Annotated in this window: 14 protein-coding genes; 8 read left to right on the top strand and 6 right to left on the bottom strand. The window is 62.3% G+C overall.

Annotated elements, in window-relative coordinates; genetic code table 11:
• Nucleotides 1-18: 18 nt before the first annotated feature.
• Entirely contained in the window at nucleotides 19-1,194 is a 1,176-nt protein-coding gene (locus tag JYU29_RS16245; RefSeq protein ID WP_213985909.1) for an MFS transporter, read from the top strand.
• A gap of 64 nt (nucleotides 1,195-1,258) precedes the next feature.
• Here JYU29_RS16245 and JYU29_RS16240 read toward each other — a convergent pair whose 3' ends face one another.
• From JYU29_RS16240 to JYU29_RS16225, 4 genes are all read right to left on the bottom strand, one after another.
• Nucleotides 1,259-1,417, bottom strand: coding sequence for a DUF3309 family protein (locus tag JYU29_RS16240; RefSeq protein ID WP_213985908.1), 159 nt, complete (start codon nucleotides 1,415-1,417; stop codon nucleotides 1,259-1,261).
• A 106-nt stretch (nucleotides 1,418-1,523) separates the two neighbouring features.
• Nucleotides 1,524-4,691 carry an efflux RND transporter permease subunit gene (locus JYU29_RS16235; protein WP_213986077.1) on the bottom strand — a complete coding sequence of 1,056 codons (3,168 nt, stop codon included), beginning with the start codon at nucleotides 4,689-4,691 and terminating at the stop codon, nucleotides 1,524-1,526.
• Nucleotide 4,692: 1 nt separating this feature from the next.
• Nucleotides 4,693-5,826 (bottom strand): efflux RND transporter periplasmic adaptor subunit, encoded by a 1,134-nt coding sequence (locus JYU29_RS16230; RefSeq protein WP_213985907.1) that lies wholly within the window; start codon nucleotides 5,824-5,826, stop codon nucleotides 4,693-4,695.
• A 228-nt stretch (nucleotides 5,827-6,054) separates the two neighbouring features.
• Entirely contained in the window at nucleotides 6,055-6,834 is a 780-nt protein-coding gene (locus JYU29_RS16225) for a 3-hydroxybutyrate dehydrogenase (RefSeq protein ID WP_213985906.1), read from the bottom strand.
• A 253-nt stretch (nucleotides 6,835-7,087) separates the two neighbouring features.
• Between JYU29_RS16225 and JYU29_RS16220 the strand changes: the two genes are divergently transcribed.
• The 4 genes from JYU29_RS16220 to leuC all read left to right on the top strand — a co-directional run bounded on the left by JYU29_RS16220 (nucleotide 7,088) and on the right by leuC (nucleotide 11,702).
• Nucleotides 7,088-7,864 carry a Bax inhibitor-1/YccA family protein gene (locus JYU29_RS16220; protein ID WP_213985905.1) on the top strand — a complete coding sequence of 259 codons (777 nt, stop codon included), beginning with the start codon at nucleotides 7,088-7,090 and terminating at the stop codon, nucleotides 7,862-7,864.
• A 208-nt stretch (nucleotides 7,865-8,072) separates the two neighbouring features.
• Entirely contained in the window at nucleotides 8,073-9,449 is a 1,377-nt protein-coding gene (locus JYU29_RS16215; RefSeq protein ID WP_213985904.1) for a dicarboxylate/amino acid:cation symporter, read from the top strand.
• A gap of 37 nt (nucleotides 9,450-9,486) precedes the next feature.
• Nucleotides 9,487-10,044 (top strand): GNAT family N-acetyltransferase, encoded by a 558-nt coding sequence (locus tag JYU29_RS16210; RefSeq protein ID WP_213986076.1) that lies wholly within the window; start codon nucleotides 9,487-9,489, stop codon nucleotides 10,042-10,044.
• A 248-nt stretch (nucleotides 10,045-10,292) separates the two neighbouring features.
• Nucleotides 10,293-11,702: a 3-isopropylmalate dehydratase large subunit gene (gene leuC / locus JYU29_RS16205; protein ID WP_213985903.1), complete on the top strand. Its 1,410-nt coding sequence runs from the start codon at nucleotides 10,293-10,295 to the stop codon at nucleotides 11,700-11,702.
• 67 nt (nucleotides 11,703-11,769) lie between these two features.
• Here the strand turns inward: leuC and JYU29_RS16200 are convergent, their stop codons facing one another.
• Complete coding sequence (locus JYU29_RS16200; protein WP_213985902.1) at nucleotides 11,770-12,090, bottom strand: hypothetical protein; 321 nt, start codon at nucleotides 12,088-12,090, stop codon at nucleotides 11,770-11,772.
• Between the two features lie 160 nt (nucleotides 12,091-12,250).
• On the opposite strand from JYU29_RS16200, the gene JYU29_RS16195 reads away from it, so the two are divergent.
• Entirely contained in the window at nucleotides 12,251-13,453 is a 1,203-nt protein-coding gene (locus JYU29_RS16195; RefSeq protein WP_213985901.1) for a GGDEF domain-containing protein, read from the top strand.
• 34 nt (nucleotides 13,454-13,487) lie between these two features.
• Here JYU29_RS16195 and JYU29_RS16190 read toward each other — a convergent pair whose 3' ends face one another.
• Nucleotides 13,488-14,333: a COG3904 family protein gene (locus JYU29_RS16190; RefSeq protein WP_250157526.1), complete on the bottom strand. Its 846-nt coding sequence runs from the start codon at nucleotides 14,331-14,333 to the stop codon at nucleotides 13,488-13,490.
• A gap of 224 nt (nucleotides 14,334-14,557) precedes the next feature.
• Here JYU29_RS16190 and JYU29_RS16185 point away from each other — a divergent pair, with 224 nt between their 5' ends.
• Together JYU29_RS16185 and JYU29_RS16180 are read left to right on the top strand one after the other, a co-directional pair.
• The gene (locus JYU29_RS16185; protein ID WP_213985900.1) at nucleotides 14,558-15,019 is read left to right on the top strand and encodes a GNAT family N-acetyltransferase; all 462 of its coding nucleotides are present in this window, start codon (nucleotides 14,558-14,560) and stop codon (nucleotides 15,017-15,019) included.
• Between the two features lie 32 nt (nucleotides 15,020-15,051).
• Complete coding sequence (locus JYU29_RS16180; protein ID WP_213985899.1) at nucleotides 15,052-15,450, top strand: hypothetical protein; 399 nt, start codon at nucleotides 15,052-15,054, stop codon at nucleotides 15,448-15,450.
• Nucleotides 15,451-15,592: the final 142 nt, after the last annotated feature.

Below are 15,592 nucleotides of genomic sequence, written 5' to 3'. Positions count from 1 at the left end.
CAGATCAAGGGGGCGACAATGGCGGTCACGATCGACGACAGGGCGACGGCACGGCGCGGCCGTTGGGCGGTCGCCGCCATGTTCTGCACCAACGGCTTCATTGTCGGATCCTGGGCGCCGCAGATCCCGCTTCTGATGACCCGGCTCGATATTCGCGAAGCCACCATGGGTCTGTTGATCCTCGGCTTCGGCCTCGGCGCGCTGATCGCCATGCCGTCCTGCGGCCTGCTCATTCCCCGCTTCGGCTCGCGCAAGGTGCTGACCGCCTTTGCGCTCACCTGCACGCTCGGGCTCCTGCTTGTGGTTGCGACCTCCAGCGTCTGGCTGGCCGTGCCGGCTCTGGTGATCTTCGGCGCGCTGGTGGGCGGCATGGATGTCGCGATGAACACCAATGCAGTGGCGGTTGAGCGCAAACTCGGCAAGGCCATCATGTCGGCCTCGCATGGTTTCTGGAGCCTCGGCGGCTTTGCCGGCGGCGGCCTTGGCGGCCTCACCATCCAGCGCTTCGGTGCCCTGCCTCACGCCGCCTTTGTCGCGGGTCTCACCTTGATCGTGGTGATCGTTGCGATCCGCTTTCTTCTTAGCGAAGATCAGCCAGCGGCTGAAACCAGAACCAAAACGCGCTTTCCGCGTCAGCCCGCCGTTTATATCGTAGGCCTGATCGCCCTGTTCGGCATGATCCCCGAAGGCGCGGTGCTCGATTGGGCCGCGATCTATCTGCGCGAAGAACGCGGCGCCGACATCGCCACCGCCGGCTTCGCCTTTGCCGCTTTCTGCGCCACGATGGCAACGATGCGCTTTCTCGGCGATATCGTGCGCAACCGCTTCGGCGCGGTGCAAACCTTGCGCGTGTCGAGCCTGATTGCAGCCGTAGGCATCTTCGTCGCCGGCCTGTCGCCGACGCCCTGGCTCGCCATCGCAGCCTTCGCCTTCGCTGGCTTCGGCCTTGCCAACATCATCCCGATCGCCTTTTCGGCAGCGGGCAACCAGCCGGGCATCTCTTCGGCAGCCGGCATGAGCGTGGTGACGACGCTCGGCTATTCCGGCATCCTCGTCGCGCCGTCCTTTATCGGCTTCATCGCGCAAAGCACGGGCTTTGCCCCGATCTATCTCGGATTGTCGGCATTGCTGGTGTTCGTGTTCTTTGCGGCGCGCTTTGCGGCCGCTGCCGATGGCGCAAGGTCCGGTCACTGAAAGCCGAAACAAAAAAGCCCGGCACAAAGGCCGGGCTTTTCATAGAGGTCTCAGGCAGGCTGCGTCAGACGCGGCCCATCAGAACCAGGATCAGCAACACCACCAGGATGACGCCGACGATACCGGACGGACCGTAGCCCCAGCCGCGCGAATAAGGCCAGCTCGGGATCGCACCGATCAGAAGCAGAACCAGAATGATGATGAGAATTGTTGAGAGCGTCATAGCGTTTACCTTTCAACGAGCGGATCTTCGTTGTGGCAAAAATGCGCCAACAGCCTCTTGGTTCCTTCTAATATAACGGATGCGTGAAGTGCCGTTGGCCTGCTCCTTATTCCGCGGCCTTCGGGTAGGGCAGCGTCGGGCCGATCAGATCCTGATCCGAAACATCATGCATCGTTTTCGGCTTGTTGCGGCGCAGGAGCCGGTCGATGAAGCTCCGCTTACGTCCCGTCTGCTTCTCGCGCGTAAACACCATGAGCGCCGATGGCGTCACCACCAGCGTCAGCACGGTCGCGAAAGACAGGCCGAACACGATCGCCGACGACAACGACACCCACCACTGCGTGGATGGCGCGTTGATGGTGGTCTCATGGTGGAAGATCTCGAGCCCCAGACCGAAGGCGATCGGCAACACGCCAAGGATCGCCGATAATGCCGTCAGAACAACCGGCCGCGCTCGTTCGCGGCAGGTCTGCAAGATCGCATCGCGTTTGGTCCAGCCTTCTTCGCGCAGCCGGTCATAGGTGTCGATGAGAACGATATTGTTGTTCACCACCACGCCTGCCAGCGCGATCACGCCGATGCCCGACATCACGATGCCGAACGGCTGGCCGGTGATCAGCAGGCCCAGGAACACGCCAATCGTCGCCATCACAACCGTCATCAGCACGAGGAAAACGCTGGTGAACTTGTTGAACTGGGCCAGAAGCACGACGAAGATCAGGAAGATGGCCGCGCCGAACGCGTTCATCAGGAAGGACGCGGCTTCCTGGCTTTCCTCGTCGGAGCCGCCGAGCTTCCACCTGACATTGCCGAGATCGAGATTGGATACGGCCTGCGTCACCTGCGCCTGCACGGCAGCGACCTGATAGCCGTTGGCGACATTGGCTTCGACCTTGATCGTGCGCTGTCCGTCGATGCGGTTAAGCACGCTCACGCTGCGCTCGGCCTGCCTTGTGACGAAGTTCGACAAAGGCACGGAGCCATTCGCCGTTTCGATCCGCAGCTGGTCGAGCGTCGAGATCGTGCGACGGTCCTGCGGCAAACGCAAAACGATATCGACGGCGTCATCCGCACCGGCCGGGCGATAATCCGACAGTTTCAGACCGGTCGTGACGAGCTGCACCACCGAACCCACCGATGCCGGGCTGACACCATATTGCGCCGCCTTGGCGCGGTCGATCTGCAGGGCCCAGTCGACACCGGGCGGCGGCAAACCGTCGGTGAGGTCGATCACGCCGGGAACCTGGCGCACGACCTCGGCCACCTGCCGCGCCCGCTCGTCTAGTCCGGTCGGATCCACGGCCGACAGTTCCACCTGGATCGGCTTGCCCGTTGCGGGACCGGCTTCCGGCACGCGCACTTCGATATCGGCGCCGGGGATGCCGGTCATCGCCGCGCGCAGATCGTCCAGAATGTCGTTGGCCGGCTTGCGCTCGCGCCAATCCACGAACTCGTACTGGATCACGCCAACCACGTCTTCGGCCGTTTCCTGGCCGCCGCCGCGGGTCGAACCCGAGCGCGTATAAACGGACTTGATGCCCGGCCAGCCGAGAATGCGGCGCTCGGCTTCGCGCACCGCCGCATCCTTTTCGTCGAGCGAAAGGTTGCCCCGCGCATGAACGTAGAGCAGGCCATAATCCGGTTCGACATTGGGGAAGAATTCAACGCCCGAGCCGAATTTGCCGTAAGCCATGAACACGCCGACCAGCATGGCAACCGTCAGAACGAGCACCATCTTGGGGAAGCGGATCGCCGTTTTGACGGTGTTCAGGTAAAGCCCGTCTTTCGCCTGCTCCTCGTCATGCGGATGTGCCTTGGCGATCAGCGCGCCAATCGTTGGCGTGAAAACCAGCGCGTAAAGCATGGACGCCGCCAGCGTCACGATCAGCGTAATCGGCAGGTATTTCATGAACTCGCCGACGATACCCGGCCAGAACAGAAGCGGCGAAAAGGCTGCGATGCGCGTCAGCGTGGCTGCGATCACCGGTCCGGCCATGCGGCTTGCGGCTTCCGCGAAAGCCTGTTTGCGATCCATGCCCTCCGACATGCGCCGTTCCGCATATTCGGTGACGATGATCGCGTCATCCACCAGCATGCCGACGGCCAGAATGAGGCCGAACAGCACGATCATGTTGACCGTGTAGCCCATCAAACCGAGCATCAGGATGCCGAGCAGGAAGGAGGACGGGATCGACAGGCCGATCAGGATCGATGCGCGGCCCGATAGCGAATAAAGAATGATGATGAACACCAGGATCACGGCAATCATGACGTGGTTCTGGAGATCGGTCAGCATCTGCGTGATGAAGGTCGACTTGTCCTGGCTATAGGACACCACCGTGCCTTCCGGCAGGTTCGTCTTGAAGGCGTCGGCCACCGCTTTCACCTTGTCGACGGTCTCGATCAGGTTGGTGCCGGTGCGCTTCTTCACCTCGATGGCAATGGCCGGCTTGCCATCGAGCCGGGTGATCGTTTCGGCATCCTTGAAGGTCGAACGCACGGTGGCGAGATCGCTTGCGCGCACGACCGCATTGGGGCCGGCGACGATCGGCAGATTGGCGACGTCTTCCGGCGTTTCGATGAGCGACGGCACCTTGACGGCATACCGCCCCTCGCTGCCCTCGATCGCGCCAGCCGCCACGAGTGAGTTGGATTGCCCGACGCCCTGGATCAGCTGGTTGAGCTGCAATCCATAAGATGACAGCTTCACGGGATCGATGATGACTTCGACCAGATCCTCGCGCGCACCCTGAAGCGTCGCCTCGAGAACGCCTTCGACTTCTTCGATCCGGTCGCGCAATTCACGCGAGGCGACCGTCAGCGCGCGTTCCGGCACATTGCCCGACAAGGTCACAACAAGAACGGGGAAGTCGGATGTGTTGACTTCCGTGACCGTCGGTTCGTCCACGCCCTGCGGCAGGTCGCGGCGCGCATCCTGAACCTTTGAGCGCACATCCTGCAGCGAGTTGGAGAGATCGGCGCCCGCAACGAACTCGATCAGAACGAAGCCGCCGCCCTGAAAACCGGCCGAGCGCACTTCCTTGACGTTCTGCAGGCTCTTGAGCTGCGTTTCCACCGGCCGCAAAAGAAGCCGCTCGGCGTCTTCGGGCGAAATACCCTGATAGGTCAGGCTAACATAGATGATCGGGATCTGGATGTCCGGCTCGGCTTCCTTCGGAATGCCGCGATAAACCAGCGCGCCGGCCACGATGAAGAACAGAAGCACGCACAGCGTCAGCCGTGCGTTGCGGATGGCGTAGCCGACCAGACCCATCTCAGCCGCCCGTCGCTTCGCCGGCCAGGCGCTGGATCGTTGCGGCGTCGGCATCGACCGGGTTCACCACATCGCCTTCGGTAACGAGATCCTGCCCGGCGACGATGATGCGCATACCCTGCGGAATGCCACCAAGCACCAGGCCGGTGGGCGTATCGTCCACCAGGTCGATGGCGTTGAACACGACCTTGTTGTCGCCATCCACGCCGCGCACGCCCAGATCGCCATCGGCCGACAGCGTCACCACCGAACGCGGCAGCATCACGGAATCCACGGGATCGACGCGCAGGGTAATCTCGGCCGTCATGCCCGCTGGCACGCGGCCTTCACCATTGGGGATCGCCACTTCGATGCGGAAGGTGCGGGTCTGCGCGGTGGCATCGCGGCTGATATAGCGGATCTCGCCCTCGACCATCGTGCCGTTGATAAGGCGCACTTCCGCCTTTTCGCCCGGCTTGAGATAGTTCAGCTCGCGCTCGCTGACTTCGCCGACCGCCAGCACCGGATCGAGATTGAGCAGCGTCGCGACCTGACCGCCTTGCGTGACCGAACTGCCGAGTTCGACATCCACCCGGTCCACCACGCCGTCGAACGGCGCACGCACTTCATTGCGCGACAGTTCGGCCTGCGCGGCTTCCAGCTGCGAGCGTGCCTGCGCCAGGGCCGCGCGCGACGCATCGATCTGCAACCGCGCCAGATTGCCGGATTTGGCGAGGCTTTCAGACGCCTTGTTCTCCGCTTCGCGCTGCGCCAGAAGCGCTTGCGCGGTGTCCACCGCAGCCGTTTTTTCTTCCGCCGCCAGCCGCAGAATGAGGTCGCCGGTTTTCACCCGCTGGCCCTGTGTCACCGGTAGTTCGTCGATGATCCCGCCGGCGCGCGTGGCCAAAACCGCGCGCTTGTTGGCTTCGGTGATGCCCGACATGCGCACGGCGCGCGCATGCATCACGCGCGGCGGCACCAGAACGGCCACCGTGCGCGGCGGTGCAACAGGAGCATGAGCGGCTTCATCCGCGCGGGTTGCCTCGGCTTCCTGCGCCGCCGAACCGACCGACGAGAATTCGCCCGTCGCTGTCCACGCGGCAAAGCCGATGAGAACCGCAATCGCGGCCAGCTTGTGGAACCTGTACTTCGCCATATCAATCCGAATGTTGCGGCCGCCTGTTCTGCGGCGCTGCCGCATCTGCCGCCCTGTCATCAAGGACACTTCCGCCCGATCCATCCCGGCAGCAGCAAAGCTGCGTCCTTAAACGGGCCGCGTGTTCATTATCCGAATTCTGGCGATCAAAGAAGGCGGAATGATTGCGGTTCTATCCTTCAATGAGCTTATGCTGAATCGCCCCAAAGCTTGGAACCGGCTGATCGCTTACTGCGCCGTCCAGCCGCCATCCACGGAAATGGTCGTGCCGGTGATCTGCGCGGCCGCGTCCGAGCACAAAAACACCGTTGTTGCGCCGATCTGCTCGACGGTCACGAACTGCTTGCTTGGCTGTTTCTGCATGACGATGTCGCGCACGACCTCTTCCTTGCGCAGATGCGAATGGGTCGCCGCCAGATCATCGATCTGCTTTTCAACCAGTGGCGTGCGCACGAAACCGGGACAGATCGCGTTGCAGGTGATGTTGCTACCGGCAAGTTCCAGCGCCACCGTCTTGGTAAAGCCGACGATGCCGTGCTTGGCCGCAACATAGGCCGACTTGAAGGGCGAGGCACGCAAGCCATGCGCCGAAGCGATGTTGACGATGCGCCCTCCGCCCGCTGCCTTCATGAGGGGAATGGCCTTGGCTGTCGTATGAAAGGCCGACGACAGGTTGATCGCGATGATCGCGTCCCAGCGCTCTTGCGGAAACTCCTCCACCGGCGCCACGAACTGGATGCCGGCATTGTTGACGAGCACGTCCAGCCCGCCAAGCGTCTCGTGCGCCCGTTCAACCAGCGCCCGGCAATCCGCAGGCTTTGCCATGTCGGCTGCGAGATAGATGACCCGTTGGCCCGTTTCTGCGGCAACCGTCTCGGCCAGTGCATGATCTTCGGGTCGGTCGGTGAAGGAGTTCAGCGCGATCTGGTAGCCGGCTTGCGCCATCTGGCGCGCAATGGCCAGTCCGATCCCCGAATTGGATCCTGTCACGAGTGCGGTCTTGGCCATGTGTCTTCCTCCCGAAGCCCAAACATCGCGAACAAAGATGCGATGATCTCGGCCGGCAGCACAACCCACCTAACGGGCGCTCCGCAAAACGCCAGCGGTTCTAACAATCACGTGACCTTTGCAGGATGAAAGAGGCCTTGTTCTTGACAAGCCGAACCATCATATTCCGCATAGGCATGCTGGACGTCTCGCCAGCGGCGCCTCGGTTGATCCGCAGCCGGACCCCGACGAGACAGAAGCAACAGAGGAAACAATGGCTGATATGCGTAATTATCAGACCCGGCCGGCATACGGCACCCAGGCCGATGCCAGCATCGACCAGGGTCTGCGCAGCTACATGCTGCGCGTCTACAATCTCATGGCAATCGGCATGGTCATCACTGGCCTGGCTGCCGTTGGTACCGCGATGCTCGCGACCACGAACGATCCCGCCATGGCCGCAGCGCAGCTGCCCAACGGCACGATGCTGACCAATGTGGGCACCGCTTTGTACGGTTCGCCGCTGCGCTGGGTCGTGATGCTGGCGCCGCTCGGCATGGTGTTCTTCTTGAGCGCCCGTATTCATGCGCTGAGCACGGCGACCGCACAGATGGCCTTCTGGGCCTTTGCCGCCTTGATGGGCCTGTCGCTGTCGTCGATCTTCCTGGTTTATACCGGTGAAAGCATCGTTCAGACGTTCTTCGTGACGGCCGCCTCGTTCGGCGCCCTGTCGCTTTACGGCTACACCACCAAGCGCGACCTGACCGGAATGGGCTCGTTCCTGTTCATGGGCTTGATTGGCCTGCTGCTGGCGATGGTGGTCAACATCTTCCTTCAGTCGTCTGCCATGAGCTTCGTGATCTCGGGCGCCGGCGTTCTGATCTTCGCTGGTCTGACGGCCTACGACACCCAGCAGATCAAGGAAATGTACTACGAGAACGACGACTCGGAGACCTCGGGTCGCAAGTCGATCATGGGCGCGCTGCGCTTGTATCTCGACTTCATCAACCTGTTCACGTTCCTGCTTTCGTTCATGGGCAACCGTAACTAAGCGGAAGTCACGAGCTACGACTTCGAAGAGCCCCGGCACTGCCGGGGCTTTTTTCTTGTGCTGGCGAAGAGTGAGACTGATTTTTCACCCTTTCGCCTAAAATGAGTTCATCCTGCCTGTTCGATAAGCAGGCTGAGGCCTATCTCCTCCGGTAATTGTTCGCGCCCGCCTTGAAGGCGTTTCAGCGCGGATTGCTGGAGTCCCTCACATGCCCGTTTCCACACCTGCTTCAGGCGCGGCCAAACCCGCCGCGGCAAAACCATTTTATGCCAATTTCGGCTTCCAGGTCATTGCGGCCATGGTTGTCGGCATCCTGCTTGGCCTCGTTGCCCGCGAGATGGGCAACAGCCCGGCCGGCGATCCGAACTGGCTGGCGCAGACGCTTGCGACGATCGGCTCGATCTTCGTTCAGCTGCTGCGCGCGCTCGTTCCGCCCCTCATCTTCACCGCGATCGTTGCTTCGATCAGCAATCTGCGCCAGCTGTCGAATGCGGCAGCGCTCGTGTGGCAAACGCTTCTCTGGTTCGCCATCACGGCCCTGATCGCCGTGTTGATCGGCATTGCGCTCGGCCTCGTGATCCAGCCTGGCCTCAACACCCAGATCGCCGCCGAAGCCGCCAAGGCGCCGTCGTCCACGGGGTCCTGGATCGACTTCCTGAAGGGTCTGGTTCCCGCCAACATTCTGGGTCTGCAGGCCTCCACCAAGATCACCGATGGCAGCGCCAGCACCGCGCTGAACTTCAACGTTTTGCAGATCCTCGTCGTGTCGATTGCCGTCGGCGTTGCGGCGCTGAAGATCGGCGATGCGGCTGAACCCTTTCTGGCCTTCAACCGCTCGCTTCTGGCGCTGACCCGCAAGATCCTGTGGTGGGTGATCCGCCTCACCCCGATTGGCACGATCGGCCTTCTCGGCAATGCCGTCGCGCAATATGGCTGGCAGACCCTGTCGCAGCTCGGCTGGTTCTCGGGCGCGGTTTATATCGGCTTGGCGATCGTTCTTCTCGTGGTTTACCCGATCCTCCTGACGATGAACGGCCTGAACCCGGTCCGCTTCTTCGCCGGCGCATGGCCCGCCATCCAGCTCGCTTTCGTGTCGCGTTCCTCGATCGGCACTCTGCCGGTCACCGAAGCGGTCACTGAAAAGAGCCTCGGCGTGCCGCGCGAATACTCGGCCTTTGCGGTTCCGCTCGGCGCCACCACCAAGATGGACGGCTGTGCCGCGATCTATCCGGCGATCTCGGCGATCTTCGTGGCGCAGTTCTACGGCGTGCCGCTCGGCATCCAGGATTACTTCCTGATCGTGTTCGTGTCGGTGATCGGCTCGGCGGCAACCGCAGGCCTCACCGGCGCGGTGGTGATGCTGACGTTGACCCTGTCCACGCTCGGTCTACCGCTTGCCGGTGTCGGCCTGCTTCTGGCGGTGGATCCGATCCTGGACATGGGCCGCACCGCCGTGAACGTGGCCGGCCAGGCGCTGATCCCCACCATCGTGTCGAAGCGCGCCGGAATCCTCAACCAGAGCGTCTACGACAATGCCGGTGGTATTGACGCGCTGGACACGGATGCGGCACCACAGCCGGCGTAAGATCTTCGGGATGGTCGTGTGAAACGGCCGTCCCGGCATCCGGCGCTGGGAGGGGACCATCGTTGAACTAGCAGAAACCATCGTTCGGCCGCTGACGGCGGCCGATCTCGACGCATTCAAGGCGCTTCGACTGGAAGCGTTGCAAGACAGTCCCGAAGCGTTCGGAGCGAGCCCGGCTGACGAAGACGCGTTTGAAACGTCGTTCATCCTGGGACGCTGCGCGCCGCCTCCGCCCGGGCTGACGCTCGGCGCTTTCGACGATCAGACCCTGATCGGCATGGCCGCCTATGTTCCCGAAAGCGGCTTGAAGACGCGCCACAAGGCCAAGCTCGTCAGCGTGTATCTGAAGCCCTCATGGCGCAAGAGCGGCGTCGGACGCGCGATGGTGGAAGCCATCATCGCCCATGCGCGCCAGCAACGCGTCATCCTGCAATGCAACGCCACCATGCATAACCTTCCCGCCCGCCGGCTTTATCATGCGCTTGGCTTCGTTCCTTATGGCGTGGAGCGCGACGCCCTCGTTATCGACGGTCAGGGTTTCGACGAAGAACTGCTGATGCTGGATCTGCGCGGCGGCAACGAGGCTGAAACCTAGAAGCCTCCGCGCGCAAAGCCTGCCGATTGCTCCAGATCGGGAAGCTTGCTATGACCTCGGGCATGGAAGCGTTGTTTGGCAAACCTGCCTATCGCCGTTTTACCCTGCAAGACCGCAAGCGTCTGCCGGGTCGCTTCTTTTCGCATGTTTGCGGCGCCTCCACGGCCCGACTTATCTAGGTCGACATCCGTCGCCAGAGCCCTCTTAGAGCGGCATCCAGCCAATTCCTTATTCACGGATCCAAGACCATGAGCGCACCGCGCACCCTGTATGACAAGATTTTCGACGACCACATCGTTGACCGCCAGGACGATGGCACCTGCCTCCTGTATATCGACCGCCACCTCGTCCATGAAGTGACGAGCCCGCAGGCCTTCGAGGGTCTGCGCATGACCGGCCGCAAGGTTCGCCATCCCGAACGCACGCTGGCTGTGGTCGATCACAACGTCTCGACCTCGCCTGAGCGCAAGTTCGGCATCAAGAACGAGGAAAGCCGCATCCAGGTCGAGGCGCTGGCCAACAACACGTCCGAGTTCGGCATTGAATATTACGACGCCGTTGATGTTCGCCAGGGCATCGTTCACATCGTCGGTCCCGAACAGGGCTTCACCCTGCCCGGTATGACCATCGTGTGCGGCGACAGCCATACTTCCACCCACGGCGCATTCGGCGCGCTGGCCCATGGCATCGGCACGTCGGAAGTCGAGCATGTGCTCGCCACCCAGACGCTGATCCAGAAGAAAGCCAAGAACATGCTGGTGCGCGTCGACGGGCAGCTGCCCGAAGGCGTCACGGCCAAGGACATCATCCTCGCCATCATCGGCGAGATCGGCACCGCCGGCGGCACCGGCTACGTCATTGAATATGCGGGCGAAGCCATTCGCGCGCTGTCGATGGAAGGCCGCATGACGATCTGCAACATGTCGATCGAAGCCGGTGCGCGTGCCGGTCTCATCGCGCCCGATGAAACCACCTTCGCTTACGTGGAAGACAAGCCGCGCGCCCCCAAGGGTGCCGACTGGGACAAGGCGGTTGAATACTGGTCGACGCTGCAGTCGGACGAAGGCGCGCATTTCGACAAGGTCGTCGTGCTCAACGCCGCAGCCCTGCCGCCGATCGTGTCCTGGGGCTCCTCGCCGGAAGACGTCGTGTCGGTTGAAGGCGTAGTTCCGGATCCCGCTCAGATCGCTGACGAAAACAAGCGCACCTCAAAGGAGCGCGCGCTTCACTACATGGGCCTGACCGCCGGCACCAAGATCACCGACATCACGCTCGACCGCGTGTTCATCGGTTCCTGCACCAATGGCCGCATCGAGGATCTGCGCGAAGTCGCCAAGGTCGTTGAAGGCCGCAAGGTCAATCCGAATGTCAGCGCCATGATCGTTCCGGGCTCCGGCCTCGTGAAGGAGCAGGCGGAAGCCGAGGGTCTCGACAAGATCTTCGTGGAAGCCGGTTTCGACTGGCGCGAGCCGGGCTGCTCCATGTGCCTTGCCATGAACGACGACCGCCTCAGCCCTTATGAGCGCTGCGCCTCGACCTCGAACCGAAATTTCGAAGGTCGCCAAGGCTTCAAGGGCCGCACCCATCTCGTGTCGCCGGCCATGGCCGCGGCTGCCGCGATCGCCGGTCACTTCGTGGACATCCGCACCTTCAACTGAGCCGGCTTCGTCAGCCATATCGTGAAAAGAGCGCCCAAGTGGCGCTCTTTTTGTTCGATTTGCGTCGTTACTTCACGGTTTCATCGCGCCGGATGAACTCATGGAAGCTGTCGCGCTGGCCCGGAACGTCTTCCGAAACCACCAGCGCAAGTTCGGCTTCCTCGAACAGCTTGAACCAGTCGTCCCACTCTACCAGCTCCACGCCGCCGGCATTTTCCGGCCGCTCGGCCTGATCCATGTCGAGATAAGCGCGCTGGTCGAACACCAGTCGCAGCATGGGCTGCGTGCCGCTGGCTGGCGAAATATCCACCACTGCGGGAGACCCCATCCGTGCCGCCGCCCAGTCGCGAATGGCTTCGTGATCGGTTAAAGTGATCGTATTGGCCATGCTGGCGCTCCTTGATTTCATTGCCTGTTGCGGTGGCACATCCATGCCTCGCACAACAATGCTCGGCTTCCGATGCCGGTTCCGGATTGGCGAAGCGCTTGCTTTGCGTTAACCAGGTCTTTCCCGGTTCTGGATAAAGAAGACGAAACGGAACCCCCTAATGAGCGGCGGCGGCTTCATCCTCATCATCAACATGGCAGTCGCGGTCCTTGTGGCCGGGGCTTTCCTGTTCATGGCCGCTTACGACAATAAGGCCACGGCGCCGCGCTGGTTGATCCTGAGCTGCGTTCTCGCCTTCAGTTATGTCGGCCTGGAATTTGCCGTCGACCTGCTTCCCAATGCCGAGTTCCTGGTTGTCGCAACCTATATGAGCCTGGCCTTTGGAATGGCATGCCTGACGGTCGGCCTGGCACGCACCTACAACCAGCCGGTTCCGTCTCTTGCGATCGTCGTGTTGCTGTTTTTTGCGCTGGCAACGATCATGATCCATGACGGCACACCGAAACTCTCGCTGCTGCCGATGTTCTTCTACCAGTTGCCTTACGCCCTGCTGCAGGTGCTGGCGGCGAGCGTGGTGATGCGCAGTCAACGCAAGCGCGCACTGGACTACGGCCTGCTGGCTGTGGTGTTGGCCACATCAGCCCATTTCCTGGCGAAGCCTTTGATCGCATTGTGGATCGGCAGCATCGGCACGACGCCGAGCGCCTATATCTCCACCTCCTATGCGATCGTGTCGCAAACCCTCAGCGCGATCTTCTTCCTCGCCATGGGGCTGATGATCATCATGGTCATGATGCGCGACACGCTCGGCGTCATGATGGTGAAATCAGAGACCGACCCGCTGTCCGGTGTGCTCAACCGGCGCGGCTTCGAGGAACGAGCCGCTCCGCTTCTGCATGTGTATCAAGGCTCGCAAGTGCCGCTTTCGATGATCCTGTGCGATCTCGACCACTTCAAGTCGGTCAACGACACATACGGCCACGGCACCGGCGATCTGGTGATTGCAGGCTTCGCGCGTCAGCTCACGCTCGCTTCCGCCGCAGGACAGATCGTTGGTCGCGTCGGCGGCGAGGAGTTCGCGATCATCTATCCCGGCGCCAATCTGCCGATGGCCCGCATCTACGCGGAAGGCCTGCGCGGCAGCTTCGCCGCGCTCAGCATACCCGGCGCGCCGCCCGGCCGCACCTTTACGGCAAGCTTCGGCGTCGCGGAGCTTCAGAAGGGCGAAACCGTGCATTCCCTCATGGCGCGAGCCGATACAGCGCTCTATCTCGCCAAAACAGCCGGCCGCGACTGCGTGCGGATAGCGCCGGCCGTTGTCGAGAACGAGCAAGCACAGCCAAGGCTCGTGCAGAACGGCTAGGATCCGGCTCGGCGAAACGCCTGAACGGGTGGTTTCAGTCTCGCGCGGCCGCCACGGTTTGCGCGCCGGTAACCAGCTTGTAGCTCCGACGCTCCTGCTGCGAGAGGTAATAAAGCGCTTGCGGCGGCGTATCGAGCGCATGGAGCCACAAAGCGCTGTCGACACCCATCTCGGTCAGATAGCGGCTGATCCGCGCCGTGGTCGCCTGGGCGCTGGACAAGGCCGCAGCCGCGTCGTTTGAACTGCCCGGCGCCGCATAGAACTGATGCAGGCCGATGGCAGCCTTCTGGCCAGCCGAACGCGCAACGCCGCCGGCAAACATCAGTGGACAGGACGATGCACACAGCGCGCCCTCCGGAATTTCCGTGGCGAAACCCTTTTCGCGGATCAGCCGCCCCATCGCCATCGCATCTTCGAGCGAACCGCCGGGCGAGTTGATCACCACCGTGTTCACCGCGCCACCATGCGCCTTCACCTTGGCAACAAAGGTTTGAGCGCTTCCCTGAATGATACGGCCCGTCAAAGCCAGCCGCCCGTTCTCATCCATGGCAAAGCGCATGTCCTGGTCGAGCAAGGCTTCGTTCGTGGTGACATCGCGGCGCGGATCGCGGCTGTTGGCCGATCCCTCGTCGCGCACCGGCGGCAAGGCCACGGCACTTCTGCTGGATAGCGGCCAGAAGGCCGGCGAAAGAAGCCCGCGTTGCGTCGCCATCTCCCGCAGATCCAGGGCAAGCACGACGATCGCACCGATCAGCAGACCGCGGATGGCCCAACGCACCGCTTCGCCCAGGTCGAACCGGCCGAGATAACGCAGCACCGGGCTGCGCTCGCGCAGCGGCGCGCGGTAGAGTTCCTGCTGTCGAAGACCAAACGTGCTCATTGCCAAGCTCCGCGGCACGCGACGGCATGGCGTTGCGCGCTTGCGGAACGCTGCGCGCGCTTTTCCATTTGCTGAAAACAAGCCATGCCGAAAACCCAGATCGCCAGCCGCCGAAGCAGCACCCCGCGGATCATGTTAACGGATTTTTAACCAAAGTCACCCTGCCGCAGGCGGGTCTGACGGGAGCGATTGACACCCATCGTGACTTCAAGGATCAGAGAGCGATGACCCAGATGCCGATGACCGACATCGCGCCGTTGCAGTTCCGCGACGCCGCCGAGCTCGCGCCGCTCCTCGCGGCCTATGCACAGGCGCGTCAGCGCGGTGCGCCACGGCGGCCGGACAACTACTATGCCGAGATGCTCCTGCAGGATCGCTCGGCGGAAGTGCTGGGCGCCAAGCTCGACAATCGGCTGATCGGCTTCATGATCTTCACCGATCTTCCGGAACCGCTTTCGGGCATGCGCTATGGCATGGCCGACCACATCTTCGTGGATCAGGATTTTCGCGGCCAGGGCATCGCCAAGGCGATGGTCGACGTTCTTGCCGATCTCGGCTCCGAACGAGGCTGGCGCCACCTGATCCTCAACGCGCCGCGCCAGCCGGAAGACGGCCGCAAGCTCTACGAGCAGGTCGCGGCTCCGGCCGACTGGACGAGCTACATCATCGACTTCAGCGCGAGATAACGTTCCGCAACCTGCTTGGTCGTTGATCAGGCATGGCGGCAGCGGTAATCCTGCCGGCGATGGAAACGAATCAGAACACCGGACGCCTCGTCCGGACCATGGCGGCGTCGATTGCCCTGGCGATCCTGGCCGCTGGATGTGTTGCGTCGGAAACGACCAACAATGCCAATCCCAATGGATCATCCGACGGAACCGCCGCGCAACCGCGCATGGCGACCTATAGCTGCGGCGAAGATGGATCTATTACCGTGGAAAGCCTCGGAAATGCCGTGCGCGTTCTGGGCACGGACGGCGCGTCCATCGATCTTCCCGCATCGCCCCCGTCGCAGAACGCGCGCTTTGGCGGCTCCAACCAGGCCATCGTGCTGGAAGGCGGCGAAGCGCTCTACATGGTGTCCGGCAAGCCGACGCTGAGCTGCCAACGCTCCTGACAAGGGAACCGCCGGCCTAATCGATTGAACATTCAGGAAAAACTTGTGTCGCTCGCCCGCGACGCCTAGATTCCAGTCAAACATCTGTTTGGGGCTTTGACGCGCTGCGAAAAGCTGATTAAGAGACCCCCAGCCAATGTCG

Source organism: Tianweitania aestuarii, assembly GCF_018457165.1.
GTDB lineage: Bacteria > Pseudomonadota > Alphaproteobacteria > Rhizobiales > Rhizobiaceae > Tianweitania > Tianweitania aestuarii.
This window is presented reverse-complemented; position numbering and strand designations above follow the sequence as displayed.

Excerpts from the sequence above, each read along its gene's own strand:
- JYU29_RS16245 (WP_213985909.1), top strand. The coding sequence starts at position 19 with ATGGCGGTCACGATCGACGACAGGGCGACGGCACGGCGCGGCCGTTGG.
- JYU29_RS16240 (WP_213985908.1), bottom strand. The coding sequence starts at position 1,417 with ATGACGCTCTCAACAATTCTCATCATCATTCTGGTTCTGCTTCTGATC.
- JYU29_RS16235 (WP_213986077.1), bottom strand. The coding sequence starts at position 4,691 with ATGGGTCTGGTCGGCTACGCCATCCGCAACGCACGGCTGACGCTGTGC.
- JYU29_RS16230 (WP_213985907.1), bottom strand. The coding sequence starts at position 5,826 with ATGGCGAAGTACAGGTTCCACAAGCTGGCCGCGATTGCGGTTCTCATC.
- JYU29_RS16225 (WP_213985906.1), bottom strand. The coding sequence starts at position 6,834 with ATGGCCAAGACCGCACTCGTGACAGGATCCAATTCGGGGATCGGACTG.
- JYU29_RS16220 (WP_213985905.1), top strand. The coding sequence starts at position 7,088 with ATGGCTGATATGCGTAATTATCAGACCCGGCCGGCATACGGCACCCAG.
- JYU29_RS16215 (WP_213985904.1), top strand. The coding sequence starts at position 8,073 with ATGCCCGTTTCCACACCTGCTTCAGGCGCGGCCAAACCCGCCGCGGCA.
- leuC (WP_213985903.1), top strand. The coding sequence starts at position 10,293 with ATGAGCGCACCGCGCACCCTGTATGACAAGATTTTCGACGACCACATC.
- JYU29_RS16200 (WP_213985902.1), bottom strand. The coding sequence starts at position 12,090 with ATGGCCAATACGATCACTTTAACCGATCACGAAGCCATTCGCGACTGG.
- JYU29_RS16195 (WP_213985901.1), top strand. The coding sequence starts at position 12,251 with ATGAGCGGCGGCGGCTTCATCCTCATCATCAACATGGCAGTCGCGGTC.
- JYU29_RS16190 (WP_250157526.1), bottom strand. The coding sequence starts at position 14,333 with ATGAGCACGTTTGGTCTTCGACAGCAGGAACTCTACCGCGCGCCGCTG.
- JYU29_RS16185 (WP_213985900.1), top strand. The coding sequence starts at position 14,558 with ATGACCCAGATGCCGATGACCGACATCGCGCCGTTGCAGTTCCGCGAC.
- JYU29_RS16180 (WP_213985899.1), top strand. The coding sequence starts at position 15,052 with ATGGCGGCAGCGGTAATCCTGCCGGCGATGGAAACGAATCAGAACACC.